Genomic DNA, 25,181 nt, shown 5'->3' on the forward strand with positions numbered 1-25,181 from the left:
AAACGAAAGGCAATTCAATCGAAAAGGCGGAGCAGGCTTATGTTCAGATCGTTAACCGGAAAAATTTTAGCTTTAATCACCGTATTAGTCGCCGTATGCACCGTCGCTTTTGCGGGCGTTTCCTATTATGAGCTTCAGCGGTCGGTAACGGAACAGATGAAAAACGACGGCACAACTCTTATCACCAATTTGAAGCGCGAGATCGTGGCGGGGGAAACTACGGATTTGCAGGAGCTGCAGCACATTTTTCAAACCATTAAAGAGCAAAGCGGAGGCAACCTGATCTATGTGTCGCTCTCCGATCAGAACTCCAGGCTGCTGGTCTCCAGCGACAACGCGTCGGACCAAGGGCAGAAGCCGGCCAAGGGATCGGACCAAGCGGGCGACGCAGGAACGGCTGCGGGCGCAACCGATGCCAATTCGGCAGCCTCCGCGGCCGGCGGCACGGCAGTGGCCGCAGGCGGACAGCAAACGACGGGAAAGATGCTGACCATGCCTGATGGGGATCGCGTGTACAACGTTTCGACGGATTTCACCTACAATAAAAATTTGTCCGGCACGCTCAACATCGGAGTTTCCCTGCAGGATATGTACAAGCAGCTTTGGCGTTCCGTGGAGGAAACGGTGGTCATGGCCCTGCTGATCATGGCCGCTTCGATCCTGGCCGGCATCGTGCTGGCCAAAAGGCTTGTCCGGCCGCTTGCCATGATGTCGGGAGAGATGGGGCATTTTGCCGAAGGGGACTTTACGGTTGATTTCAAATATGCGGGGCGGGACGAAATCGGAAAAATGTCTTCCGCTTTGTCCGGCATGCGCCGGACGTTAAATTCGGCCGTCAGAGGCATCCGGCATAATACTCATCAGGTAGCGGAAAGCTCCAGACAGCTTACGGCCGTTATTAAGGAAACCTCCTGTTCGGCGGAAAACATTTCAAGCGCCGCGGGCGAGCTGGCAGCGGGGGCCGGAGAGCTTGCTCGGCATTCAGGCGACGGGCTGGAGCGATTGAACAGGCTGGCGGACGAAATCCGGCTGCTGGCCGGACAGGCGGATGAGATGAAAGTACGGATCGAGGAGACCAACAGCGCGAACCAGACCGGGCTGAACAGCATTCGCGAGCTGCGGGAGGCGATAGAAGACAATACCGAAATCAGCTCGCAAATCGAGGTTCAGGTCCGTGAGCTCGGCGACAAGTCCGCCAATATCGCCGGTTTCGCGTCGGTCATTAAAGAAATTGCCGAGCAAACCCGGTTGCTTGCGCTCAACGCGATGATCGAGAGCGCAAGAGCCGGGGAGCAGGGCAGAGGTTTTGCCGTAGTGGCCGGGGAAATCCGGAAGCTGTCCGAGCAAACCGCCAGTTCTATCGGCCGGATCGAAGGGATTGTCCAGGAATTGGGGGAAGCCGTCACGAATACGCAGGTTTACATGAAGCGGGAGGCTTTGGCCATCGGCCGCACCGCTGACGTATCGGCCCGAACGGGCAGCGCTTTTCAGGTCATTGCGGAGGCCGTCGCCGCCGTCACCTGGGAGATTCAAACCCTGAACGCCGGCATCTCCCAGGTGAACGGAGATAAAAATGAACTTATAGCGGCCATTCAAAACATCTCTTCGATCGCCGAGCAGTCCAGCGCGTCAACCCAGGAGATTTCCGCCGCCACCCAGCAGCAGCTGGCCAGTATGGTATATGTAGACGAGTCGGCCAGGAAGCTGAAGGAGGTGGCGGACCAGCTGGACCAGCTGATGAGCCGTTTTAAATTGGCGGAAAGCGAATAAATCCATTGTCCATTTGCCGGCCCTTCGGGCAGCCAAACTCAAAAATCCCCGTCTGTCAGGCCTGCGCCGACGATAACCGGGGATTTTTTGCTGAAGTTTCAGAAAAACTTATCCGGCGCTCCGCCGGTTCCAGACCGTCTTCGGGATGTCTTCCGGCCGTCTTCCGCTTGTCTTCCGCCTATCGCGCCATCCAGCCTCCATCGACGCACAACACGTGCCCGTTTAAGTAATCGGAGGCTGCGGAGGCCAGAAAAACAGCCGGACCTTTCAGGTCATCCGGAGTTCCCCAGCGCCCGGCCGGAATCCGTTCGGTGATTGAACGCGTACGCTCTTCATCCCGCAAAATCGGCGCCGTATTGTTTGTCTCCATGTATCCCGGTGCAATGGCGTTGATTTGGATGCCTTTTCCGGCCCATTCATTCGCGAAGGCCTTGGTCAAACCGGCCACGCCGTGTTTGCTGGCCGTATATCCGGGTACGTTGATGCCTCCCTGGAAAGAAAGCATGGAGGCGATATTGATGATTTTGCCGCTGCCGTTGGCCAGCATGTGTCTGCCCGCCAGCTGGGACAAGAGGAAGACGGAGCTTAGATTCAAATCGAGCACGTCGTACCAGTCCCGGCTGCTGTGCTCGGCGGCCGGGGTCCGGCGGATCGTGCCGGCATTGTTGACCAGAATGTCAATCCGCCCGTTCAAGGCAAGCGCCTCGTCAAATACGTCTTCCAGTCCGTCCGCCAGGCTGAGATCGGCGGAAATGGCGGCGCCTTTGCGGCCCAGCGCTTGAATCCCATTCAGGGTAGCTTCACAGCCGGACTTGGACACCGCTACAATATCCGCTCCGGCTTCTGCGAGGCCAAGGGCGATGCCCTGGCCAAGACCGCCGGACGCGCCGGTGACCAAAGCCGTTTTGCCGCTGAGATCAAACAGGTTCATAACCGTATTCTCCTTCTATATTAGATTCTCTCCGCAGCTTTGGAAAAGCAGGGGCGAGCGTCAGTCTGCCCGTTCAAGCCGCACGCCCGCCTTCTCAAAGGCTGCCGCCGTTTCGGCGGGGATGCCGCGGTCCGTAATCACTGCGGTAATTTCGTTGAAACGGGCAAAAGTCCTTAAGGCGCTGTGGCCGAATTTGAAATGGTCTACCACCGCGTAACATTCCCGGGCCGTTTCGATCAGGGCCCTTTTGAAATCGATCAGCTCTCCGGTAAAAACGGACAGCCCGTATTCGATATGGACACCCGTAGAAGAGATAAACGCCTTCTGGATATTCAGATTGCGAACGTATGAAACGGCCTCCGGACCGGTCAGCATGTTGCGGACCCGGTATCCGCCCGGGACGACAAGCCGGATGTGTTCTTTGGAAGCCAGCTCGCTGATAATGTAGACATCGTTGGTGATAACGGTCAGGGGCAGGGCGGGATCCAGCCTGCGCGCAATTTCCAGCGTCGTGCTTCCCCCGTCCAGGGCAATGACATCCTGAGCCTGAATTCCCTGCAAGGCTTTGTCCGCAATCTTTCCTTTTTCATCCGCGTGTTTCGTCAGCGGTTCCTTCACCGGAAGGATGCCGAACTGGTCATGGTTGGCAAGCACCGCTCCGCCGTGAACCCGGCGCACCAGTCCTTGCTCCTCCAGTTTGCTCAGATCTTCCCGTATGGTTTTGCCTGTAACCTGCAGCATTTCGCTAAGCCTTGCTACGGTGACTTCCTGTTCAGTCAGCAGGGCTTCCATAATTTTTTCATATCTGCGGATGGGGTTCATTTTGGTTCAATCCTTCTCTATACGTGTAATTCCCTTTATTTTAGCTCTTTCATGCCGACCCCGTCCATATCCTCGAAAGTCTGGTTTTCCCCGGCCATTCCCCAGATGAAGGTATAATTGCTGGTTCCGACCCCGCTGTGGATCGACCAGCTCGGCGAGATCACCGCTTGTTCGTTCCGCATGACGACATGTCTCGTTTCCTGCGGTTCGCCCATCAAATGAAAAACAACGTCGTCCTCCTGCAGGCCAAAATATAAATAAACCTCGGAACGGCGGTTATGCGTATGGGCAGGCATGGTGTTCCACATGTTTCCGTGCTCCAGCTGGGTCAAACCCATCACTAGCTGGCAGCTCTGAATGCCTTGTTCGTGAATGTAGCGGTAAATCGTTCGTTCATTCGAATGGTCGATGGCGCCCAAATGAACGTTAAACGCGTCAGTCTGACCTGTTTTAACCGTTGGATACGATTGGTGGGCCGGGGTGGAATTCAAATAAAATTGGGCGGGAAGGGAGGCGTCCGTACTTTCGAAAGTCACTTCCGCGGCTCCAAGACCTATATAGAGGCACTCCTTAGGATCAAGCAGGTAATCCGTGCCGTCCACCGTAATTTTTCCCTGGCCCCCTATGTTGATGATGCCGATCTCCCGGCGTTCCAAAAACGTCTTGGCCCCGATTTCCTTCGGGTCGGCTTCAAGCACGATTTTTTCTTTGAGCGGCACGACGCCGCCGACAATAAAACGGTCTACGTGGGAATAAACAAGCGTCAGCCTGTCTGGGACGAACAGGGCTTCAATCACAAATTCCCGGCGAAGGCGTTCGGTGTCAAACTGCTTTACTTCATTTGGATGAGAAGCGTAACGAATATCCATGGGGGTCATTCTCCTTTTCAAGGTAGATGGAATTATATAAGGTTCATATATGTACAAAATAAAACTTTTTCGTGCATAAATCAATAGTATGAACTAAAATAAACCTAAACAAACATTAAGGAGGGATTTAATCCGGCTGACCGCAAACAGGTCAAAATCGGCGTGAAAAAGATCAAAATACCGTCATCGGAGCACACCTCGGCTTTTTATACTGGAAACAGTTCAACTCAAACCCTTCCACTCAGGGAAAAAGCGAGGTGCCAAGATGAAGGACAACTCTACGCTGGCAGCGGCTGCCGCCCGGGCCGCTCTGCCGCCGTCCAAAAAACGCCTGCATCACAGCGAAGAGTTATGGGGCTGGCTGTTTGTCAGTCCGATGCTGCTCGGCGTGACGGTGCTGGTGCTGCTGCCGATTATCGCAACGTTTGCGTTAGGTTTTGCCGACTGGAATTTCGTGCAGGGCTGGGACGGCATCCGGTGGGTCGGCTTCGATAATTTCGAAGGTCTGCTTCACGACCGGATGTTTCTGCGGTCCGTGCGCAATAATTTGATTTTTCTGCTGACAGTTCCGATTTATATGCTGATTTCCATGGTGCTGGCGGTTTTGATCGACCGGCACGTGCATTTCAAGGGCTTTTTTAAAATGGCTTATTTCATGCCTTATATCTCCAATGTGGTGGCGGTGGCGGTCGTTTGGCAGGTGCTGTTCCATCCTTCGAACGGGCCTGTGAACCAGATGCTGCGGAGCCTGGGGGTCCAGAGCCCTCCGCAGTGGCTGGCCGATCCGCATTATGCTCTGGCTTCGATCATGATGATCGTCGTCTGGACCTCCATCGGGTTTAACATGATCATTTACATGGCGGGCCTTCAGTCGATTCCGAAGGATTTGTATGAGGCCGCGAACATCGACGGGGCGAACGGCTGGCTGAAGTTTACGAAAATCACGTTTCCGCTGCTGTCTCCCACCTCCTTTTTCCTGCTGGTGACGGGCATCATTTCGACCTTTAAAGTATTTGATATCATTGCGGTCACCACGCAGGGCGGTCCGATCGGCTCGACCTCCATGATGGTGTGGTACCTGTATGACACGGCTTTCGTCAATTTGAAAATCGGGTACGCTTCCTCCATTGCCGCCCTGCTGTTCCTGTTCGTGCTGCTGATCACGCTGGGCCAATGGGCCGCGCAAAAGAAATGGGTCAACTACTAAAAGGGCTGCCGCCGGAGGAGGAGGAAAAGCATGGGTGAAACCACCGCAATGAAATGGAGCAAAGGGGCGTTAACCGCCGTCATGCTTGTTATAAGCATAGTGTTCCTGCTGCCGTTTGTCTGGATGCTGATCACTTCATTTAAGCTGGAAAAGGATGTTTTTGTTTATCCGATCGAATGGATTCCGAAGAGATGGCATGCCGCGGAAAATTACCGCGAGGTGTGGTTCGGGGATTACCCCTTCTGGCTGTATTACGTGAATTCGATCAAAGTAGCCGTGCTGACGACGGCGATTTCGGCGCTGTTCTCCAGCATGGCCGCTTACGGATTCTCCAAGGTCCAGTTCAAGGCCGGAAGTTATTTGTTCCTGATCGTGCTGGCGACCTATATGGTGCCGGGGCAGGCCATTCTGGTGCCGCAGTTCATTTTGTACCGGAGAATCGGCTTGTTCGACAGCCATTTCGGCCTTGTGCTGCTCGGCTGCTTCAGCGTGCTTGGCACGTTTATGCTGCGCCAGTTTTTTATGGGCATCCATCAGGAATTTATCGAATCCGCCAAAATGGACGGGGCCCATCATCTGCGGATCTTTGGTTCGATTGCGCTGCCGCTGGTCAGGCCGGCCATCGCCACCTACGCGATCCTGCGTTTTATCTGGACATGGAATGACTATCAAAACCCGCTGATCTTCCTGAGGAGCGACCGGCTCTTCACGATTCCGCTGGCCATGCAGAAATTTACCTCGCTGAGCGGGCAGTTTTATTCGCTGATCATGGCTGCCGCCGTATCCGCCATCGTGCCTTTGCTGATCGTGTTTATCCTCGGTCAAAAAAGCGTCATCGAAGGCATTGCGCTCGGAGGCGTCAAGGGATGACGAGATCCGCCGTCCCGGCCCGGGCAACAGGTAAAAATTGTTCCAAATGCAGTCAATATAGTTGCATGGCGGACCTTTGCAAATCTCTATAATGAGGTTTAGGCAAGCGGAAATTAGGAGGAACAAGAGGAGGTCAACGGAATGAAGCAATCCATGAAAAAGTGGTCGTCCGGCCTTTTAACGGCCCTCGTGCTGTCCGGCCTGCTGGCGGGCTGCGGCAGCGCTTCTAGCGGCGGAAAAGGAAGCGGCGGCCAGGCGGACGGCAAAATCAACCTCAGGCTGTACACGCACGGAACGGAAGAAGCTTACAACTGGACCAAAACCTTAAGCGCTTACGAAGAGAGCCATCCTAACATTACGGTTGAGCTGGTGCAGCTCAGCGAAAAAGGCGACACCCAGGAAGCCGCGAAAAAGCTGGACCTTGCGGTCGCATCCGACGAGCAGATCGACGTGCTGATGTTAAGCGACGCGGCGGGATACGCCCAGCGCGTGGCGCTTGGCATGGCCGCGCCCCTGGATGAATTCATCGCCAAAGACGGATACAAAGAGGAAGAAGATTATAAAGTGGACACTCGCTTAAACGGAAAAGTGTATGCGCTTCCAGCTAAATTCAACCCCTGGTATGTGCTGCTCAATAAAGATCATCTGGACGAAGCAGGTTTGAAGGTGCCGACCGATTGGACCTGGGATGAATTCGCCGATTACGCCAAAGCGCTGACCAAAGGCGAAGGAAGCGGCAAACGGTACGGCGTTTATTTCCACGGCCCCCAAAACGGCGGTTGGATGGAATATTTGAAGCTGGCGATGGAGAATCAGCCGCAGGACGCCGATTTCCTCAAAGCGGACGGAACGTCCAATCTGGACAATCCGAATTTCCGCAAGACGCTGGAGCTCCGCCTCCGGATGGAGAAGGAGGACAAATCGTCCGTGCCTTACGCCGACATGATCTCCCAGAAGCTCGCTTACCGCGATCAGTTTTTTAACCAGTCCGTCAGCATGATTCCGATCGGCTCCTGGATGAATTCGGAGATCGGCGGGACCGATAAAGTGCCGGTGAACTTCCATGTGGCGGTGGCTCCGTTTCCGAAAAACAACCCGGGCGACGAAAGCGGGCTCGCCCCGGTGACCACCGATTACGTAATCGTATCCCAGTCCTCCAAACATAAGGAGGAGGCTTACCAATTCGTCCGCTGGTATACGACGGAAGGCCAGGTCGTGCAGGGCACCAACGTTCCATCCTGGAACGGGGTTAAGGAGGAACAAGTCGCCTCGACGATCGATACGATCCTGGCCGGCACCCAAACGCCGGAGATGGTCGATAAAGAATCGCTGGTCCGCACGCTGGTGAATTCCAAGGCCTCTCAAATCGTGGCCCCGGTCTCCTATCAGGCGGAGATATACAAAGCGCTGAACGAAGAATACGAAAAGCTGATTCTCGGCAATCAGGACATCGATACCACCGTCAAAAATTCTCAGTCCCGGGTAGAGGAAATCATAGCGGCGAATAAGAAATAGGAAGGGATGCGGAAAAAGGGGGATTCTCCCCCTTCTTTTCCCGTTTGTAAGGGAATCTTGAAGCGAGGAGGTTGCCCCGTGTATAAGGTTTTGCTTGCGGATGACGATTACCCGGTTCTGGAGCTGCTGTCCGAAGCCGTGGACTGGAATGCGCTCGGGTTCCGGCTGTGCGGGGCCTGCGAAAACGGCGCCGAAGCGTGGGAGCTGGCGCAGACGGAACAGCCGGATGTCCTGATTACGGACATCGGCATGCCCAAGATGGACGGACTGGTGCTGGCCGGTCATTTGAAAACGCTTAACCCCTCGGTGCGGATCGCGCTGCTGTCCTGCCATACGGAATTCCAATACGCCAGACAGGCGCTGAGGCTGAACATTCAGGAATATATCGTGAAGGACACGTTTGAGCCGGCGGATCTGGAGAAGCTGCTGCTGCAGTTCAAGACATCGCTGGATGCCGAGAAGCAGACCAACTGGGAGCAAACCCGCATCCGCCATCTGGTAGAGGAGACGAAGCAGCTGCGCAGGGAGCAATTTTTTCACCAATTGCTTCATCAGCCTTTGCTCGGGGAGGAGCAGTGGCGCCGGGAAGCGGAGGCATACGGCGTGCTGGCGGACGGGACGGCCTGTTATCCGGTGCTCGGCTGCATGGAGGATTACCGGGAGATCAAAACCCGCTTTTATTCCGAGCAAACGCTCCATTTTGCCGTCGGGAACGTGATCGAAGAGCTGCTGCGGCAGACCGAACCCCAAGCGGTTTATGCGGGTTACAATGCCCGGCAGCATTTTATTCTGCTTTCTTGCCAGCCCGGCTTGAAATACAGCCTGCATGAAACGGCGGCGCGGCTGCTGGAAGGGCTTCAGTCCGAATTATACAGGGTGCTCAAAATCCGGATGGCCTTTCTGCTCGGCAGCGGGGCAACGCAAACCCCGGATGGTTTAAAACAAAAGCTGAAGGAGCTGTTGGCGGCCTCACCGCAGCGGTTTTATTTGAATGAGGGGGAGATAACCCCTTTGAAGGAATTTTTTGCGGGCAAGGAAGATTTGTTTGCCGTCTACAGCCAGGCCTCTGGCGAGCTGTGGGAAGCGGTCGTGCGGAAGGATGGGGGCGTTATACGGGAGCGGACCGGCAAATGGATGGATTGGATCCGCAGCCGCCGTTTTCCCGAAAACCGGGTGAAGGACTGGACGCTGAAGCTGCTGCTCGACCTCCAGCTGAAGCTGCATGCCGTTCATGTCGGACAGCCCGATCCTTCGGCGGAGGTGCTGCATAAACAGGTGGCGGACATCGACTCCCTGCGGGATTTGGAACGGTGGCTGGCTTCGCATCTGGCCGCTCTGGCCCTGCCGGGCGAAACGGCGGTCCGGACCGGGCGCAGGACGGAGGTCATCGAAGCCTGCCGTTACGTTTCCCTCCATCTGCAGCGGCGGATCAGCCTGGAGGAGGTCGCTGAAGAGCTGCACCTGAACCCGAGTTATTTCAGCCGGCTGTTCAAAAAAGAAACCGGGCTGACGTTTATCGAATACGTGACCCGCCGGAAGATGGACAGGGCCAAGGAGCTGCTGGAGCAGACGGGCAGCACCGTCGGCGAAATTTGCGAGGAGCTCGGCTACGATAACCAGAGCTATTTTATCAAAACCTTTAAAGCCGGCTGCGGATTAACGCCGGTCGAATACCGGACGGCCGCGACCGGATCAAAGGCCGGCGGGCTGGCGGCAAAGGGCTAGCAGGTTAGAAGGCCGGCAGGCCAGCAGGCAGCGCCGTGCAGACGGCGGCGGCAGGAAAGAGGGGGACGCCCATGCGAAGGAAAATGAAGTGGACCCAAGCCGTCCAGACGATCCGCGGCAAGCTGATGACGACGGTTGTTGTTTGCATTTTAATTCCCGCGGTATCCACTTTGTTTATTTATAACGCACTGACCGAAAACGCCGTGAAAGAGCAGGCGATTGCCAATTCGGCCAGCGAAATGAAGCTGGTGAGCGGTTCGGTTAACAATCTGCTGCAGGAAATGCTGAATATCGCCAACCATATCCAGGTCAACCCCGATATGAACAGCTATTTTAAGCAATTTGCAAGCCACACGGGCGGCGAACCCGATCCTTATTTGAAATTTACCGCGACAAGCCGGATTCTGCAGCAGCTGGACAGCCTGACGGCGGTCGGCGAGCAAAGCTACATCAGCGTGATTTTGACGGACGGAACCGTTTTTACGAATTATTCCACGGATGAATACGATCCCCGTTCCTTCGAACGGGAGCCGTGGTTTCAGCAGCTTAAGGATTTGAACGGCTTCCAGACCTATTGGGTCGGAACGACGCCGACCACTTTTCCTTATGAGCAAAAAGACAGCCCGTATCAGATTTCGATGGCCCGTACGCTCCGCCTGGATAACTCCAACATTTACGGTTATGTCGTCGTTACGATGATGGAGAGCAAATTCAGGCAGATTTTTAAGGAGCTGGCCGGGGAACGCCAGGTGCTGCTGGTCAATGCATCGGGCACGGTGCTGTCCGGACCGGAGGTCGGCGGCATTCACACGCTGTTCGGGGAAGGAAGGCCTGTGCTGACGGATGCCCGTCAGCCCGGCTCGCTGATCGTGAAGAAGGAAGGACGCAGGCTGCTCATTACGGAAGCGGACCTGGCGGCCAACGATTGGAGCCTGGTCTCCGTTCAGCCTTATAAAAGCACGGTGGTGAACATCAGCACGATTTTCAACCGCGTGTTTCTGTTCCAGCTTCTTTCGTTTGCCGCTGTACTGCTGGTGCTGCTTGCCATGATCCGGAAGCTGACGTATCCGCTCGTAAGGCTGGGAAAGGTAGCTAACACGGTGCAGCGGGGCAATCTCGAGGTTCGAACCGGCATTCGCGGGCCCGACGAAATCGGACGGCTTGGTTTTTTGTTCGATCAGATGCTGGGCCGCGTCCAAAGCATGATCGAGGAAATTTCCGTCACCCAGATGCGGAAGCGGAAAGCCGAGCTCGCCATGCTACAGGCGCAGATTCATCCGCATTTCCTGTTTAATGTCCTGAATTCGATCCGGATGAAGGTGATGAAACACGGCGATCAGGAAAGCGCCAAAATGATCGGCTCCTTATCCAAGCTGCTGCGCATGACGATTTCCAGGGAGGAAGACGCCATCACGCTGCATGAAGAGATCGAGTTGCTGGGCCACTACGTGGACCTGATGAATCTGAGGCAGAAGGAAAGGGTAAACCTGCAGCTGGATATAGAAGCCGAAGCTTTTTTTATCCGCGTGCCAAGGTTTATTTTGCAGCCGCTCGTGGAGAATGCGCTGATCCATGGATTACATCAAAAGGCGGGAACCGTCAGGGTTACGGCTGTCTGCCGGGGTTCTACGCTCCAGCTTGACGTGACCGACAACGGAAGCGGAATAGAGGCGGATCTCCTGGCTTCCTTGCGGCGGGAGCTGGAGACGATCAGGGAAAGTCCCGCTCTGGGCGGAGAACGGCAATCGGGCATCGGTCTGCTGAATGTGGCCGAACGTCTCCGCATCCGGTTTGGCGAGCCGTTCCGCATGGATATCGAAAGCAGGCCGGCGGAAGGCACCACGATTCAAATGTCAATTCCGATTCAAAGGGAGCAGCTTTCCGGGCAGGAGGATTCGCCCGATGGTCCCTCAAATCTTAATTCCAACAAGGCGGTGTACCGACATGAATGAAACAACAATTCAGCAAAAACAAAACGAACGTTTGGGCTGGGTGGAAGAAGCCTGGAACCGTTCGGTGGACAAAGTGCTGCGCACAAGCAAACGGATCGGGGCGAATTTCCCGCATGCGAGCCAAAACGACGAATACCAGCTGGAAGAGCCGGCCTGGTGGACGGCCGGATTTTGGCCGGGGCTGCTATGGCTGCTTCATGAAGGAAGCGGCAGGGAAGAGTTCCGGCAAATCGCCGAAGCGTGCGAGGAGCGGCTGGACGAGGTGCTGGACGGCTTTGACCGGCTGGACCACGACCTCGGTTTTATGTGGATTCTGACCAGCCTGGCCAACTATAAGCTGAACGAAGCGGAGGTTTCGCGCAGACGGGCGTTTAAAGCGGCCAATTATTTGGCCGGGCGCTTTAACCTTCAAGGCCGGTTTATCCGGGCCTGGAACGACTGGAATTCCCGTTCCGACAATGCCGGGGTGGCCATTATCGACTGCGCGATGAACGTGCAGCTGCTGTACTGGGCATCGCGGGAAAGCGGAGACGTGCGTTACCGCCATGTGGCGGATGCCCATCTGCGCACGGTGCTGGAGCATTTTATCCGTCCGGACGGGTCGGTCCGGCATATTGTCCGCTTCGACCCGGAAACCGGCGAAGTGGCCGAATATATCGGCGGACAGGGATATGCCCCTGAATCCGCCTGGTCGAGAGGCACGGCATGGGCGCTGTACGGGCTGGCGCTGGCTTATCATCATACCGGCCGCGAGGAATATCTGGACGGCGCGAAGCAGGTAGCCCACTTCTTCCTGTCCCAGCTGCCGGAGGATCACGTACCGCATTGGGACTTCCGGGCGCCTGAGGACACCAAACACCTGCGGGATTCTTCGGCCGGCGCCTGCGCGGCCTGCGGTCTGCTTCTGCTGGCTGAAACGGTGCCGGCCGGGGAACAAGCGGGCTACCGCGTTGCCGGGGAGCGGATTCTGGAATCCCTGTACACGCGTTACGGGGCGTGGGACAATCCGGACGAAGAGGGCTTGATCCTTCGGGGAACGAGTCATTATCCGCAGGGCAAAAACGTCGATGTGCCGCTGATTTACGGCGATTATTTTTTCGTGGAAGGCCTGGCAAGGCTGAAGGGCGGCCTGACGATTTATTGGGAATAGAGTTTCTTGGCAATAAGGCCCCTTAGCCATGTGCTTTATAGCCATGAATCAACCTGCGGAAGCGGGCAAGTCAAACAACCGGGAGGACGCTAAGATGCATGGAACCGTTAAGCCAGCCGCAGCGGACAATCCGCTGCAGACCAAACAGGATCTCCGGCAGGCGCTGCTGCAGATTATCGAACCGCTGAAGCCTTACTACAGCGAACATGGCTCCCGGCTGCTGCTGGTCGGCAGCGGTGCCGGCCATTCGCCGGAGGTCAGCCAGATGGAGGGCTTCTCCCGGGTGCTTTGGGGCCTTGTCCCGCTGTGGGCCGGCGGATACGAAGGAGCGGAGGAATGGCAGCGCCTGTATGTGCGGGGACTCGCAAACGGCACCGACCCCGAGAGTCCCGGCTATTGGGGAAGGGCAAGCGATTACGATCAGCGGCTGGTGGAGATGGCGGCCATCGGCAACGCGCTGGCCTTAGCGCCGGACCGGCTTTGGCTCCCGCTTGCGGACCAGCAGCGGCGAAACCTTTATGACTGGCTGAATCAAATCAATGCCCGTCCCGTCTATGACTGCAACTGGCTGTTTTTCCGCGTGCTGGTCAATATCGGGTTCCTCAAGGCCGGGCTTCCTTATGAGGCCGGACAGATGGAGGAGAGCCTGCGGCGCCTCGATGATTTTTATTTGGGAGAAGGCTGGTACGCAGACGGGGAAAACGGGCACAGCGACTACTACGTCCCGTTTGGAATGCAATATTACGGGCTGCTGTACGCCAAGCTTATGCACCGGGAGGACCCTGTGCGCTCGCAAAAATACAGGGAAAGGGCCCGCGAGTTTGCGGCCCGGTTCATTCACTGGTTCACCCCTGAGGGGGCGGCCGTTCCGTACGGGCGAAGCATGACCTACCGGTTTGCGCAGGGGGCCTTTTGGGGAGCGCTTGCTTTTGCCGGTGAGGAGGTTTTGCCGTACGGCGTGCTGAAGGGGCTGCTGCTCCGCCATCTCCGCTGGTGGTTCCGGCAGCCGATCTTTGGCCCGGACGGGGTGCTGGCGATCGGTTATGCGTACCCCAACCTGATTATGGCGGAGAACTATAATGCGCCGGGATCGCCTTATTGGGCGCTGAAAGCGTTCCTTCCACTGGCGCTGCCGGACGATCATCCGTTCTGGGCGGCGGAAGAGCTGCCCTTGCCGGAGCTGCCGGCCCTGTCCGTGCAGCAGGGACCGCATCTGGCGCTCTGCCGGGACCCGCAGACGGGTCATGCGGCAGCGTTCAACACGGGGCATCCTTCGACGAACGATCACCCGCATGCCTCGGCCAAATACGAAAAGTTCGTTTACTCCACCTCGTTTGGATTCAGCGTGCCGCGCGCCGAATGGGGCCTCGCCCAAGGCGCTTTTGATTCGATGCTTGCGCTAAGCGAAAGCGGAGACAATCTTTTCCGGGTCCGGCGCAGCAGCGAAGAAACGAAGATGGAAGGACAGAAGCTTTACGCCCGCTGGAAACCTTGGGGCAACGTGGAGATCAGGACGTGGATCATTGCCGGACTGCCCTGGCATTTAAGGGTTCACCGCATCGAGACGGGCCGTCCGCTGGACGCGGCCGAAGGCGGTTTTGCCGTGAAGCTGGAAGAGGGGCTGGACCAGCAGACGGAGGAGCAGGCGGGCTGGGCTTGGGCCAGCGGTACAGGCGGAACAAGCGGCATCGTACGAATAAACGGGGAAGCCGCGGCGGGGGGCCCGCAGCTAGTGCAGCCCCATGCGAGCACCAATCTGCTGTACCCGAGAACCGTTCTTCCCAGCCTGCTGACCCGCCTGGAACCGGGGGTTCATTGGCTGGTGTCGGCGGTATTCGGGCAGCCGGGCAGGACGGAAGCCGGGCCTGAGGATTGGCGGAAGGTTTTTACCGTGGAGCAGGCTGGCGACCAGGGCTGGACCGTTGCGGCCCCGGACGGAAAATTTTACCGTCTGGAAGGCTGATCGGTTCCTCTGAAATCCATAAAACTATTAAGAAGAAAAAACCTTGGGAGAGAGTCTCAAGGTTTTTTCTTCTTAATTAGAACCTTATTATTCTATGAAAAAATTAACCGATTACAGAAATTTACCGTGTCATTATGACACAGATTTTGTATGATGGTTATAGAAGGATTTTTAGAGGAGAACACCAGAGGAGAATCGCTTAATGAATTTAAGGTTTAGAAAGTTAATGATCACATATATACTGGCTACGGCCGTGCTTTTGCTGCTGCTGAACGGCATTTATTATTACACCATGAGAAACACTCTGCTGGACGGCCAGAAGCAAAATATAGAAATCATGACTTCACACATTAAGTCGTCTCTGGAAATTACGCAAAAAGGCGAAATGCTGTTCGAGGATGCTTTGGCGGACAAGCTCCGCATCGCGGCCATCAGCGCTCAGGGCATGCTGCCTCATAAACTGGAGGACGTTACCAACGAACAGCTGACTCAGGTTAAAAATAAATTGGGCATTGAAGGCATTACCCTGTTCAAATATATAAAGGATGAAAACAACTTCGTCGGCGCCAGATCCAGCGATCCGAAGGAGATCGGATTGACCACTGAAACATGGGGCAGCGGCAAATGGAACAAGGTGTTCGCCGAGCTGATGGAGAAACACCAGGCCACCCCGATTGAAAATTTCGGCGAAAACCTGACGAATTTCTGGGCCGGCCCCTATGATACCTCCACCGCCGATCCGACCCGGATCAGCAAGTGGGGATATTATAATGACGGAACCACGGATTATCTGATTGATCCTTATATTTCGGAGGACATCATCAATCGTTTTCATAATCAGGCGGGCGTAGAATTTAATATTGCCGACCAGGAGAAAAACAATCCGCTGGTGCTGGAGGTTGGCATTCTGAACGACAAGATTCTGCAGGGTGAATGGAAAGCGCCCAATCCCGACAATCCGGAATGGCATTCGGAGCGGATGGTCTTGTACGGCGACTATACCTATACCTCTTCGCAGGATCAGAAGCTGGCCAAGAAGGCTTTCGACAAGATGGAGAAAGTGCATGAAGTGATGGAAATCAACGGAAGGATGGTGCTTCGCACCTACTCGCCGATTACGCTTGAGGACAACGTGAATAAAGGCTTCGACCGGATGCTGATTATCGTTACCTCAGATATGGACAAGATGACCTCCGATCTGATTCATAAGGAAATCCGCATTTCGATCGTAGGTCTGGTATTTGTCCTGATCGGCGCGCTGATGCTGGTCGCCGTAGTCCGCTATATTCGTAAACAAACCGAACTTGTGGACGACGTGCAAAACATGTACCTGCAAAATATCGAAAGTTTGTTCAAGACAGTCAAAGAATACCGGCATGACTTCGTTAACCATATTTTTGCCATGTCGGGCTTGGCCAAGATCAAGAAATACAACGAGCTGGAGCAGTATCTGCAAAGCTTGTCACATATTAACAAGTCCCTGAACGATATTATCGATATTCCAATCCCGGCTTTTAACGGGCTGATTCAGGCCAAAATGGCGCAGGCATTGGAACGGAAGATTTCTTTCGAATACCGCTTCACCCATTTTGCGCAGCTGAACCTGGATATCGTAAAAATAACCAACCTGGTGCGGATTGCGGGAAATTTGATCGACAACGCTTTTTACGCGGTGCAGAACCTGGAGGAAAACCAGCGCCGCGTTACCATATTGGCCTATGTAGAGCAGAAAACGCTCATTATGCAGGTGCTGAATAACGGGGAGGCGATCCCGCAGGAAATTCGGGAGCAAATTTTCGAGCACGGCTTCTCCACAAAACCGAAGAGAAGCAACAGCGGTTTGGGTCTGGCCATCGTCAAACAAATTACGGCTACCTACAACGGACGGGTGCTGCTTGAGAGCACGGATGAGCTGACCTGCTTTACCATAGAAATACCGTTAGCACCAAAAGAGCTGACGCATAAAGATCCGCTTCATGTTCAAGATGACCGCGCTGCCATCGGATAGACAAAATTTCAGACGGCCCCCTCGGATTCCTCCGGTGGGGCTGTTTCTTTTTTTGCAGGCAGGGTAAATTAAGGTTTAACTTTCGGTTAATACTCCGGAGGTATTGACAAAACGAATGATATGTTGTAAAACTAAATTGTAGACAATATAATTTTTAGAAATTTGTCATGAACGGTACAGACCTCATTTACGTTAAGGAGAGGATCAAAATGAAAAATGTTGAATTGGATTCGATGGCCAAAGAAAAACTGGAGAAAGCGCTGAAAGGCCAACCCGGTTATTTTAAACTGATTACGGAGAACGAAGGCTGCGCTACCGGCGGGGTTTTTAACATTTTGATCCTGAGCGAACCCGGAGCTACCGACAAACCGCTGGAATCGGAAGCTTTTTCGTTCCTGGTAGACACCCAGCAGGAAATTTATTTCGAGCAAACGGTGCGGCTTAAAGGGCATCCAACCTTCCCGAGCTTCCGTCTCAGCAGTGATTCGATGCTCTACAGCGACCATGTCATCCTGAAGGACAGACGGAAAGACTTGAACGAGGCGGTTTAAGAACCGGACTAGAGGGAATTTAAATGGAAATTAATACAATTTGTATGCAATGAAATGACCCCTGATGAACGGAATTCATCGGAGGTCATTTTCTTTTTTTAGGACAGCGGGGCAAAATAAGCCGTAGACTCTGCAATCAGACAGGCCGTATCGGTTAGAACCAGTCGAGGTTTTTTCCGGTAGAGGGAGACGTTTTTGAAGCCCGCGGAGGATATGCCCGCCGCCAGCTTGAGGTTTCGGGAAGAGGAGGTCTGGACCGCCGATAAAGCGGAGTGCAGCAACTCGCGTTGTTCCACGGACCATTCTCCTTCGTGTATACGCAGCAATTCCGCCGCCTCTTCTGCCGTTACATAAAGAAAGGACCGTAAGTACATTCCCCATTCAATCAGATCCGGCGCCTGGCCCGGCGGGAGCAGGAGCTGACATTCCCCATAGCTGTCGCAGTCCCCGCATTCAAGCCTGAGAACGAGATACCAGCGGCCGGGAGGAAGAGGCTGACGGCAGAAAGAAGGACGGGTTTGAAAAGAGAACAGCTCTATTTTTGAAAGTATGTTTCGGTCCAAGATTACCTACCTCCTGAAATATATATCTGGAAGGATTGTGGCACAGAGTCCTCCGGCGTGTAAAACCGGGGAATTTCGATAACCGGAGTTCAACAGGCGAAGCCGGGAAAAAGAACGGGGAAAGGCCGCGAAAGCTCTCTTTTTCCCTGTTTTACTCGTATATTCTTGCATTTTCGCCGATCTTAACAGACTCTTTATTTCGGTTTAAACCTTCTAACAAGTCCCTAATGCTTCCCGAATGCCGCCTCAAAGGCGATGTCGGATTTCATTTTTGAGCGGGCAGGAAATCTTAATGCGATCTTAATATCTTTGAGCAACATCCAAATACGGCATTAATTCCTTGCATGTTATACTGGCTTGATGAATTCGGCTTGCCGGCTTTGTTTCAAGGCTCGAGAAGGACTGAGGTGATTAGGATGCCATTAGCCAATCTAAACGGAACAAAATTATATTATGAGGTGAAGGGGAGCGGCGTACCTATCGTTTTTGTTCATGGCCACGGGCTTACGCATTCGATGTTTCAGCATCAGATGGCCTATTTCTCCGAAGGGTACCGCGTCGTTCTTTGCGACCTGCGCGGCAACGGGAAATCAGGCAAACTGTCGCAATCCAGGGAAGACATTTTGGAGACGCAATGCGCGGATTTGATTATTTTGCTGAATGAGCTGCAGATCCGTGACGCGGTTTTTGTCGGAGTCTCCTACGGAGGTGTCGTAGCGCAGCATTTGGCCGCCGAATACCCCAACCGGGTAAAAGCCCTTGTTCTCGTAGACAGCTATGCTCCGGAGGTCGAAACCTCGGCGGCGATTAGAAAAATCCAGCTGGCAGCCGCCTACTGCAGCTGGGTCACCTATTACGCGCCCAGCGAATGGGTGCTTCCCGCCATGCGTTTGTCCTATCAGCGTTGGAGATCGGCTTATCAGGTCATCCGTCGGTGCATGCTTGAAAAACGGCCGTGGGAATTATATAAACAAAGAATAGCAATGGCCTTGGCGCAGCTTCCCGTCTCTATGGAGCTGTTCAGCAAACCGGTCCTTTGCTTGGCGGCAGACTCCGCCGAATATGAAAGGCATAAAATGGAGGCCTTTGCGGCCCGGCTTCAAAACGCCCAATTCGGCGTGATAGCGGATTCGTTGCCCCCAAGCAATTTATGTCAGCCGGACCTTTTTAATCAGGTTGTCCGGTCTTTTTTGGAAACTAGCGTAAAATAAGGAATCAGACGATTCCGGTTTAACTTCATTTTTTAAAGGAGGTGGGTCCGTTATGCCTAGGGATACGATGCAAGAGGGCTCGCCGCCGGGCCCACCCAGAAAGAAACGGGGCAAGCTGCGGATTTTTCTTGGATTTACTCCCGGTCTGGCCAAGGTTAGCGCCATGCTCAGCGCTGCGCAGCGGGATGCAGGCAGCGGGATGGACGTCGTTCTCGGCCACGCCGGCGTTCCTATGCTGGAGGTTTCCTCCGGGCTTGAAAAGCTCAGGCCGCTGCCCGCTCCGTCTTTAACCGGTCAAGAAACGGCCGTTAAGGAATTTGACCTCGACGCTGCGCTTCGCCGGAGTCCCGATATTCTTGTGCTGGACCAGCTGGCTCACGTCAATGCGGAGGGCTGCCGGCACAAAAAAAGATACCAGGACGTGGAGGAGCTGCTCCGGGCGGGCATTCATGTTTATACGACGCTTGATATCCAGCAGATCGAAAGCTTGACCGATATCGTGACCTCGATCACGGGGATCCCTGCCCAAGAGCGGATTCCGGACAGCGTGTTTGAACGCGCTGATCTAGTTGAACTGGTGGATGCGGACCCGGATGAGCTGGCCGAACGTTACTCCAAAGGCCAGATGCATCCCGAAGAGCTTTCCCAGGACAGCCGGGATTTCTCCGGGATTTTCGTCCGCGAGAAATTAAGGGCGCTGCGGGAAATCGCCCTCAAAATTACGGCTCAGCAGCTGCGACGGATAGCGATCCAGATCAACGAACAGGCGAAAAAAGAGGAGCGGTACCAGGATCACGTTCTGGTGTGCCTTTCCTCCGCGCCTTCGAACCGGAAGGTCATCCGCACAGCGGCGAGAATGGCCGAGGTTTTCCACAGTCACTTTACAGCCCTATACGTAGAAGCGCCTGAACGGGAGAACAAAGGCGCGAGGGATTTTGAACATTTGAAAAAAACGCAGCTGCGGGAAAATCTGAAATTGGCCGAGCAGCTTGGGGCACAGATCGCAACCGTCTACGGGGAAGACATCCCGGTTCAAATTGCCGAATACGTCAAAATGAGCGGGGTGACCAAGCTGGTTTTGGGACGTTCTCCGGACCGGAAGCGTGGGGTGCACAAGTCTTCATTGATCGATAAACTGATCCCGCTAGTTCCCAATATAGAGACTTACATTATTCCGTACGTGGAAACCGAAGGCCCGGCGAAATTCGGTTTCCAGCTTAAACCTCCCGAGCTGTCTTTTAGAGATTTGTTAAAAAGTCTGTGTATTTTGCTTTTTTGCACAGTCGTGGGCATATGGTTTAAAGATTTGGGCTTTCGGGAAGCCAATATCATTACGGTGTATTTGCTGGGCGTCTTATTGAATGCCATGATCACCAAAGGCAGGCTGTACAGCGCGCTTTTGTCCGTTTTTAGCGTTGTGGTGTTTAACTATTTCTTTACGGAGCCTTATTATTCGCTTAAAACGTATGATTCCGGTTATTTGATCACGTTTGTGGTCATGCTGGCCGCTTCGATCCTGACCAGCACCTTGACGATGCGGGTTCGGGAGCAGGCCCGGCTTGCCGCCCAGAAAGCTTACCGTACCGAAATTTTGCTGGAAACGAGCCGCAAATTGCAGCAGGCCGGCAACGCGGCCGCGATTATTGAAGAAACAGCCCGGCAGCTCGTCAGGCTGCTGGGACGGACGGTTATTTTTTACCCCGTGGATCAGAACAAGCTGTCCGAGCCGATTGTGTTCCCGGGCGGGGAAGAGTCGGCAGACCTGGCGCTGTATACGGGCGACAACGAAAAGGCCGTGGCCAATTGGGTGTTTACCAACAATAAAAGAGCAGGCGCAACGACGGATACCTTTTTTGGTGCCGAATGTCTCTATCACGCCGTCCGGGGAGGCGAGGAAGTGCTGGCGGTGTCGGCCATAGCGATGGATGAACGGGATCCGCTCGACTCCTTTGAAAAAAGCCTGGTGATCGCCATGCTGGGCGAATGCGCGCTTGCGCTGGAGAAGGAGCGTTTAAACGAGCAGCAGAAAGAAAGTTCAATGCAAATTCGCCAGGAGCAGCTGCGCGCAAATCTGCTGCGCTCCATCTCGCATGATTTGCGGACCCCGTTAACCAGCATTTCAGGCAACGCCGGCATTTTGCTTAGCAACTCCAGGGTGCTGGATGAAGAACAGCGGATCGGGCTGTATTTGGATATCTACGACGATTCCATATGGCTGATCAATCTGGTGGAAAACCTGCTGTCGATCAGCCGGATCGACAACGGAACGATGAGGCTGGATCTTCAGGCGGAGCTGATGGAAGAGGTCATTTCAGAAGCGATGCGCCACGTAACTCGGAACAGCCAGAAGCATGAAATCCAGACCGAGCTGGAAGATGAGCTTTTAATGGCAAAAATGGATTCGCGGCTTGTTGTACAGGTTTTGATCAATCTGGTAGACAATGCCGTCAAATACACGCAGGACGGATCCGTTATCCTAATAAGCGCGAAAAGAAGCGGAAAATGGATTCTCGTTGAAGTTTCGGACGATGGTCCGGGAATTTCCGATGCCGACAAAAAACGGTTGTTCGAAATGTTTTACACGGGAAATAATAGCTCGGCTGACGGTCGGCGCGGGCTGGGACTTGGATTAGCCTTATGTCAATCCATTATCCAGGCGCATGGCGGGACCATCGGGGTGAGAGATCATGAGCCCCGCGGGAGCGTCTTTTACTTCACTTTATACGCGGAAGAGGTGAATATTCATGAATAAACCGGTCATTTTGGTCGTGGAAGACGACAAACCGATCCGGAAGCTCATTACGACGACACTGGAAACCCAGGGTTATAAATATTTGACGGCGCATACGGGAGAGGCCTCTATTCTGGAGACGCTGTCCAGGGCGCCGGATTTAATAATTCTGGATTTGGGGCTGCCGGATATGGACGGCGTGGAAATCATCCGCAAAATCCGCACCTGGTCCAATTTGCCGATCATTGTGGTCAGCGCCCGCAGTGAAGACCGCGACAAAATCGAAGCGCTGGATGCGGGAGCGGACGACTATCTGACCAAACCGTTCAGCGTTGAAGAACTGCTCGCCCGGCTTAGAGTCAGTCTGCGGAGAATCCGGAACGACAGCACGAAGCTGCTGAGCGACTCTTCCATCTATACGAACGGCAGCCTCAAAATTGATTACAGCGCAGGCTGCGTCTGGCTGTCCGGAGAAGAGGTGCACCTGACGCCAAGCGAATACAAAATCCTGTGCCTGCTGGCCAAAAATTCCGGGAAAGTATTGACGTATAATTATATGATCAATGAAATCTGGGGCAGTCATTCGTATGACATTCCGGCCCTCCGGGTCTTTATGGCCACCTTGCGCAAAAAGATCGAAAAAACATCGTCACAGAACAAATTTATTCAGACGCATATCGGGGTCGGCTACCGGATGCTCCAGCTTTCCGAGGAATAAAATGAGGCAGAATAAAGCTAAAGTTTACCCATACCCATATCCGCGAACGGAACCATGCTTCTTCCCAAAGGCATGGTTTTTTGCTGTCTTCATGTCTTCAGATAAATAACCAGGCTATCTTAATTTGATCTTTATTAAGCGGTTCGAGTTCTAATCCTATGCTAATGGCGGAAATGATACCCTTAGCTTGAAAGGGAACGCAAGGGGGAGGAACCTATGAATGCCTTAACAGGATCTTAATACTTCGAAACTAAACTCTAATCCCAAGTTAACGGGGGAACTGATACGATTTACAAGGCAGAGAAAGAAGGCAAGGTTATGCGCAAGCAGGAAGCAAAAGTACTGGTGTTTCCGTTCAGCAAAGCAGGGGAGGCTTTTGTTCGAAGGCTCTCTGAACTTCAGCAAAGCTACACCGCTATCCCCGGCATTTCCGAAATTCCGGGGAAGGAGCCTGAGCCGGTTTTAAAACCTTGGGAGCCTGACGATAATGGTGGCGAAGCGGCGAATTTAGGGGGCTGTTCTGAATGGACGCGGATTTATATTTTTGAGGAGGATTTGGAAACATGCTGTAAAGTATTGAAAATTGTTGGAAAATACAGAAACTCAACCATTTTTGTGATCACCCGTAATCACTATCCTTCAATGGTCTACCGATCATTGGGGGCAAATTATGTCATCCGAAGCCAAAGTGATGATCTGTCATTTTTGCTTAAAAGGACTGAAGAGGAGGACCAAACCCATGATGGACCTGTATATGATCGTGATCCTGCTGCTGATTGCTCTCTCGCTGATCGGCTTCACGGCCTGGGCTTCGGCCGTGGTCGATGAAGGAAGTGAACCACGATGATCTGGGTACTGCTGGCATTGACAGCCGCGCTGTTTCTTTATTTAACTTATGCGCTTATTCATCCGGAAAAATTTTAGCCACGATTTCAGGAGGGATTCCCTGTGACTACCCAAAACTGGATTGCCATAGCAATCACATTACTAATATCGCTATTGCTCGCCCGTCCGGCGGGCTTGTATATAGCGAAAGCTTTTAATTATGAACCAACCGGCCTGGACCGCGGCTTTGGCTGGCTGGAGAAGCCTATCTATTATGTCAGCGGCATACGCAAGGACAATCAGGGCTGGAAGCAATATGCACTGTCCTTGCTGCTCAGCAACTGCGTGATGATCCTGATCGTCTACTTGATCTTCCGGTTTCAGGGCAGCCTGCCGCTGAACCCGAGCCATGTGGCCTCCATGGAGCCTACGCTCGCTTTTAATACGGCGATCAGCTTTATGACGAATACAAACCTCCAGCATTACAGCGGGGAGACGGGGCTTTCCTATCTGTCGCAAATGGTGGCCATCATCTTCTTGATGTTTGCCGCTCCGGCTTCCGCACTGGCTGCGGCGATCGCATTTATCCGGGGCATTTCCGGCAAGCCGCTCGGCAACTTTTTTGTGGACTTCATCAGGGGCATTACCCGCATTCTTTTGCCGGTATCCCTGGTGATGGCGGTTGTCTTTGTGGCTTTGGGCGTTCCGCAAACGCTGGAACCGACCGCGGTAGCTACAACGCTGGAAGGGGCCAAACAGGAAATTGCCCGCGGGCCTGTCGCTTCATTCCTGTCGATAAAGGAGTTCGGAAACAACGGCGGGGGATTTTTTGGAGTCAACTCCGCACATCCATTTGAGAACCCGAACGGCATCAGCAATTTGCTGCAAATTTTGCTCATGCTGCTGCTGGGAACGGCGCTTCCGTTTACTTACGGAAAAATGGTGGGCAATGCCAAGCAAGGGCGCGTGTTGTTTGTCTCCATGGCGATGATGTTTATCGTGCTGCTCGGCGTGGCCCTGGCCAGCGAAAGCGCAGGCAACCCGGTCCTGAATGCGATGGGCATTCAGCATGACCAGGGTTCCATGGAAGGGAAGGAAGCCCGCTTCGGAATGGCGCAATCGACGCTTTACGCTGTCGTGACGACCGCATCAGAGACAGGCGCCGTAAATACGATGCACGACTCTTTGACGCCTATAGGCGGATTGGTTGCTTTTGCGAATATGATGCTGAACACTGTGTTCGGAGGCGTCGGAGCCGGATTTATAAACGTTTTGATGTACGCGATGATTGCGGTTTTCCTGTCCGGGCTGATGGTCGGACGAACACCGGAATTCCTGGGCAGAAAAATCGAAGGCAAAGAGATGAAGCTCATCGCCGTCAACTTGATCATAAGCCCGCTGCTGGTTCTGGTGCCGACCGCGATCGCTTTGTTTGCGCATGCCGATACGCTGTCCAACCCGGGTTTCCATGGACTCAGCCAAGCTTTGTATGAGTACACCTCTTCGGCCGCCAACAACGGTTCCGGGTTCGAAGGCCTGGGAGACGCAACGCCGTATTGGAACATATCGACCGGACTGGTGATTTTCTTCGGACGGTATTTTTCCATCATCGCCATGCTGGCTGTCGCCGGATCGCTGGCCGTCAAGAAAACCGTGCCTGAATCTTCGGGAACCTTCCGCACCGATAACGCGCTTTTTGGAACCGTCTTTGTCGGCGCTGCTGTTATTGTTGGCGCATTGACCTTTTTCCCGGCGCTTGCGCTTGGACCGATTGCTGAATTTTTGACCTTGAAACCTTAG

At 54.0% G+C, this 25,181-nt stretch carries 20 protein-coding genes; 16 read left to right on the plus strand and 4 right to left on the minus strand.

The features are described from left to right. The first annotated feature begins 39 nt into the window (after positions 1–39). Positions 40–1,770, plus strand: a complete 1,731-nt coding sequence (locus AC3ZPD_RS12675) for a methyl-accepting chemotaxis protein (RefSeq protein WP_490984654.1) — start codon at positions 40–42, stop codon at positions 1,768–1,770. A 178-nt stretch (positions 1,771–1,948) separates the two neighbouring features. On the opposite strand, the gene kduD is transcribed toward AC3ZPD_RS12675, so the two are convergent. From kduD to kduI, 3 genes are read right to left on the minus strand one after another with little or no spacing between them, the layout of a single operon-like run. Beyond that, positions 1,949–2,701, minus strand: a complete 753-nt coding sequence (gene kduD / locus AC3ZPD_RS12680) for a 2-dehydro-3-deoxy-D-gluconate 5-dehydrogenase KduD (protein ID WP_490984655.1) — start codon at positions 2,699–2,701, stop codon at positions 1,949–1,951. A 60-nt stretch (positions 2,702–2,761) separates the two neighbouring features. Next, positions 2,762–3,523 (minus strand): DeoR/GlpR family DNA-binding transcription regulator, encoded by a 762-nt coding sequence (locus AC3ZPD_RS12685; protein ID WP_490984656.1) that lies wholly within the window; start codon positions 3,521–3,523, stop codon positions 2,762–2,764. Positions 3,524–3,558: 35 nt separating this feature from the next. Further along, the gene (gene kduI, locus AC3ZPD_RS12690) at positions 3,559–4,392 is read right to left on the minus strand and encodes a 5-dehydro-4-deoxy-D-glucuronate isomerase (RefSeq protein WP_490984657.1); all 834 of its coding nucleotides are present in this window, start codon (positions 4,390–4,392) and stop codon (positions 3,559–3,561) included. A 265-nt stretch (positions 4,393–4,657) separates the two neighbouring features. Here kduI and AC3ZPD_RS12695 point away from each other — a divergent pair, with 265 nt between their 5' ends. From AC3ZPD_RS12695 to AC3ZPD_RS12735, 9 genes are all read left to right on the plus strand, one after another. Next, a complete protein-coding gene (locus AC3ZPD_RS12695) occupies positions 4,658–5,599 on the plus strand; it encodes a carbohydrate ABC transporter permease (protein WP_490984658.1) in 942 nt (313 codons plus the stop codon). A 30-nt stretch (positions 5,600–5,629) separates the two neighbouring features. Further along, positions 5,630–6,469, plus strand: a complete 840-nt coding sequence (locus tag AC3ZPD_RS12700) for a carbohydrate ABC transporter permease (RefSeq protein ID WP_490984659.1) — start codon at positions 5,630–5,632, stop codon at positions 6,467–6,469. A gap of 141 nt (positions 6,470–6,610) precedes the next feature. Continuing rightward, the gene (locus AC3ZPD_RS12705; protein WP_490984660.1) at positions 6,611–7,984 is read left to right on the plus strand and encodes an ABC transporter substrate-binding protein; all 1,374 of its coding nucleotides are present in this window, start codon (positions 6,611–6,613) and stop codon (positions 7,982–7,984) included. A 78-nt stretch (positions 7,985–8,062) separates the two neighbouring features. Beyond that, on the plus strand, positions 8,063–9,709 hold the full coding sequence (locus AC3ZPD_RS12710; protein ID WP_490984661.1) for a response regulator transcription factor: 1,647 nt from the start codon (positions 8,063–8,065) through the stop codon (positions 9,707–9,709). Positions 9,710–9,780: 71 nt separating this feature from the next. Further along, on the plus strand, positions 9,781–11,661 hold the full coding sequence (locus AC3ZPD_RS12715) for a cache domain-containing sensor histidine kinase (RefSeq protein WP_490984662.1): 1,881 nt from the start codon (positions 9,781–9,783) through the stop codon (positions 11,659–11,661). After that, entirely contained in the window at positions 11,654–12,811 is a 1,158-nt protein-coding gene (locus AC3ZPD_RS12720) for a glycoside hydrolase family protein (protein ID WP_490984663.1), read from the plus strand. Before AC3ZPD_RS12715 ends, AC3ZPD_RS12720 begins: the two co-directional genes overlap by 8 nt. Before the next feature lie 94 nt (positions 12,812–12,905). After that, a complete protein-coding gene (locus AC3ZPD_RS12725) occupies positions 12,906–14,774 on the plus strand; it encodes a DUF2264 domain-containing protein (protein ID WP_490984664.1) in 1,869 nt (622 codons plus the stop codon). A gap of 202 nt (positions 14,775–14,976) precedes the next feature. Then, on the plus strand, positions 14,977–16,782 hold the full coding sequence (locus AC3ZPD_RS12730) for a sensor histidine kinase (RefSeq protein ID WP_490984665.1): 1,806 nt from the start codon (positions 14,977–14,979) through the stop codon (positions 16,780–16,782). Between the two features lie 209 nt (positions 16,783–16,991). After that, entirely contained in the window at positions 16,992–17,333 is a 342-nt protein-coding gene (locus AC3ZPD_RS12735; protein WP_490984666.1) for an iron-sulfur cluster biosynthesis family protein, read from the plus strand. A gap of 98 nt (positions 17,334–17,431) precedes the next feature. Here the strand turns inward: AC3ZPD_RS12735 and AC3ZPD_RS12740 are convergent, their stop codons facing one another. After that, entirely contained in the window at positions 17,432–17,896 is a 465-nt protein-coding gene (locus tag AC3ZPD_RS12740; protein ID WP_490984667.1) for a hypothetical protein, read from the minus strand. A 416-nt stretch (positions 17,897–18,312) separates the two neighbouring features. Here AC3ZPD_RS12740 and AC3ZPD_RS12745 point away from each other — a divergent pair, with 416 nt between their 5' ends. From AC3ZPD_RS12745 to kdpA, 6 genes are all read left to right on the plus strand, one after another. Further along, positions 18,313–19,107, plus strand: coding sequence for an alpha/beta fold hydrolase (locus tag AC3ZPD_RS12745; RefSeq protein ID WP_490984668.1), 795 nt, complete (start codon positions 18,313–18,315; stop codon positions 19,105–19,107). A gap of 52 nt (positions 19,108–19,159) precedes the next feature. After that, positions 19,160–21,859 carry an ATP-binding protein gene (locus AC3ZPD_RS12750; RefSeq protein WP_490984669.1) on the plus strand — a complete coding sequence of 900 codons (2,700 nt, stop codon included), beginning with the start codon at positions 19,160–19,162 and terminating at the stop codon, positions 21,857–21,859. Beyond that, positions 21,852–22,556, plus strand: a complete 705-nt coding sequence (locus AC3ZPD_RS12755; RefSeq protein ID WP_490984670.1) for a response regulator — start codon at positions 21,852–21,854, stop codon at positions 22,554–22,556. The genes AC3ZPD_RS12750 and AC3ZPD_RS12755 overlap by 8 nt, the downstream gene beginning before the upstream one ends. Positions 22,557–22,874: 318 nt before the next feature. Then, entirely contained in the window at positions 22,875–23,384 is a 510-nt protein-coding gene (locus AC3ZPD_RS12760) for a hypothetical protein (protein WP_490984671.1), read from the plus strand. Positions 23,385–23,399: 15 nt separating this feature from the next. Then, the gene (kdpF, locus tag AC3ZPD_RS12765) at positions 23,400–23,480 is read left to right on the plus strand and encodes a K(+)-transporting ATPase subunit F (RefSeq protein WP_490984883.1); all 81 of its coding nucleotides are present in this window, start codon (positions 23,400–23,402) and stop codon (positions 23,478–23,480) included. A gap of 24 nt (positions 23,481–23,504) precedes the next feature. Continuing rightward, on the plus strand, positions 23,505–25,181 hold the full coding sequence (gene kdpA, locus AC3ZPD_RS12770) for a potassium-transporting ATPase subunit KdpA (RefSeq protein ID WP_490984672.1): 1,677 nt from the start codon (positions 23,505–23,507) through the stop codon (positions 25,179–25,181).

This window comes from Paenibacillus mobilis (genome assembly GCF_058267595.1).

Bases quoted from the DNA above. Each gene is read 5' to 3' on its own strand.
- AC3ZPD_RS12750 (WP_490984669.1), top strand. From the start codon at position 19,160: ATGCCTAGGGATACGATGCAAGAGGGCTCGCCGCCGGGCCCACCCAGA.
- AC3ZPD_RS12705 (WP_490984660.1), top strand. From the start codon at position 6,611: ATGAAGCAATCCATGAAAAAGTGGTCGTCCGGCCTTTTAACGGCCCTC.
- kduI (WP_490984657.1), bottom strand. From the start codon at position 4,392: ATGGATATTCGTTACGCTTCTCATCCAAATGAAGTAAAGCAGTTTGAC.
- AC3ZPD_RS12745 (WP_490984668.1), top strand. From the start codon at position 18,313: ATGCCATTAGCCAATCTAAACGGAACAAAATTATATTATGAGGTGAAG.
- kdpF (WP_490984883.1), top strand. From the start codon at position 23,400: ATGATCTGGGTACTGCTGGCATTGACAGCCGCGCTGTTTCTTTATTTA.
- AC3ZPD_RS12720 (WP_490984663.1), top strand. From the start codon at position 11,654: ATGAATGAAACAACAATTCAGCAAAAACAAAACGAACGTTTGGGCTGG.
- AC3ZPD_RS12730 (WP_490984665.1), top strand. From the start codon at position 14,977: ATGAATTTAAGGTTTAGAAAGTTAATGATCACATATATACTGGCTACG.
- AC3ZPD_RS12700 (WP_490984659.1), top strand. From the start codon at position 5,630: ATGGGTGAAACCACCGCAATGAAATGGAGCAAAGGGGCGTTAACCGCC.
- AC3ZPD_RS12755 (WP_490984670.1), top strand. From the start codon at position 21,852: ATGAATAAACCGGTCATTTTGGTCGTGGAAGACGACAAACCGATCCGG.
- AC3ZPD_RS12735 (WP_490984666.1), top strand. From the start codon at position 16,992: ATGAAAAATGTTGAATTGGATTCGATGGCCAAAGAAAAACTGGAGAAA.
- AC3ZPD_RS12675 (WP_490984654.1), top strand. From the start codon at position 40: ATGTTCAGATCGTTAACCGGAAAAATTTTAGCTTTAATCACCGTATTA.
- AC3ZPD_RS12695 (WP_490984658.1), top strand. From the start codon at position 4,658: ATGAAGGACAACTCTACGCTGGCAGCGGCTGCCGCCCGGGCCGCTCTG.
- AC3ZPD_RS12760 (WP_490984671.1), top strand. From the start codon at position 22,875: ATGCGCAAGCAGGAAGCAAAAGTACTGGTGTTTCCGTTCAGCAAAGCA.
- kduD (WP_490984655.1), bottom strand. From the start codon at position 2,701: ATGAACCTGTTTGATCTCAGCGGCAAAACGGCTTTGGTCACCGGCGCG.
- AC3ZPD_RS12685 (WP_490984656.1), bottom strand. From the start codon at position 3,523: ATGAACCCCATCCGCAGATATGAAAAAATTATGGAAGCCCTGCTGACT.
- AC3ZPD_RS12725 (WP_490984664.1), top strand. From the start codon at position 12,906: ATGCATGGAACCGTTAAGCCAGCCGCAGCGGACAATCCGCTGCAGACC.
- AC3ZPD_RS12715 (WP_490984662.1), top strand. From the start codon at position 9,781: ATGCGAAGGAAAATGAAGTGGACCCAAGCCGTCCAGACGATCCGCGGC.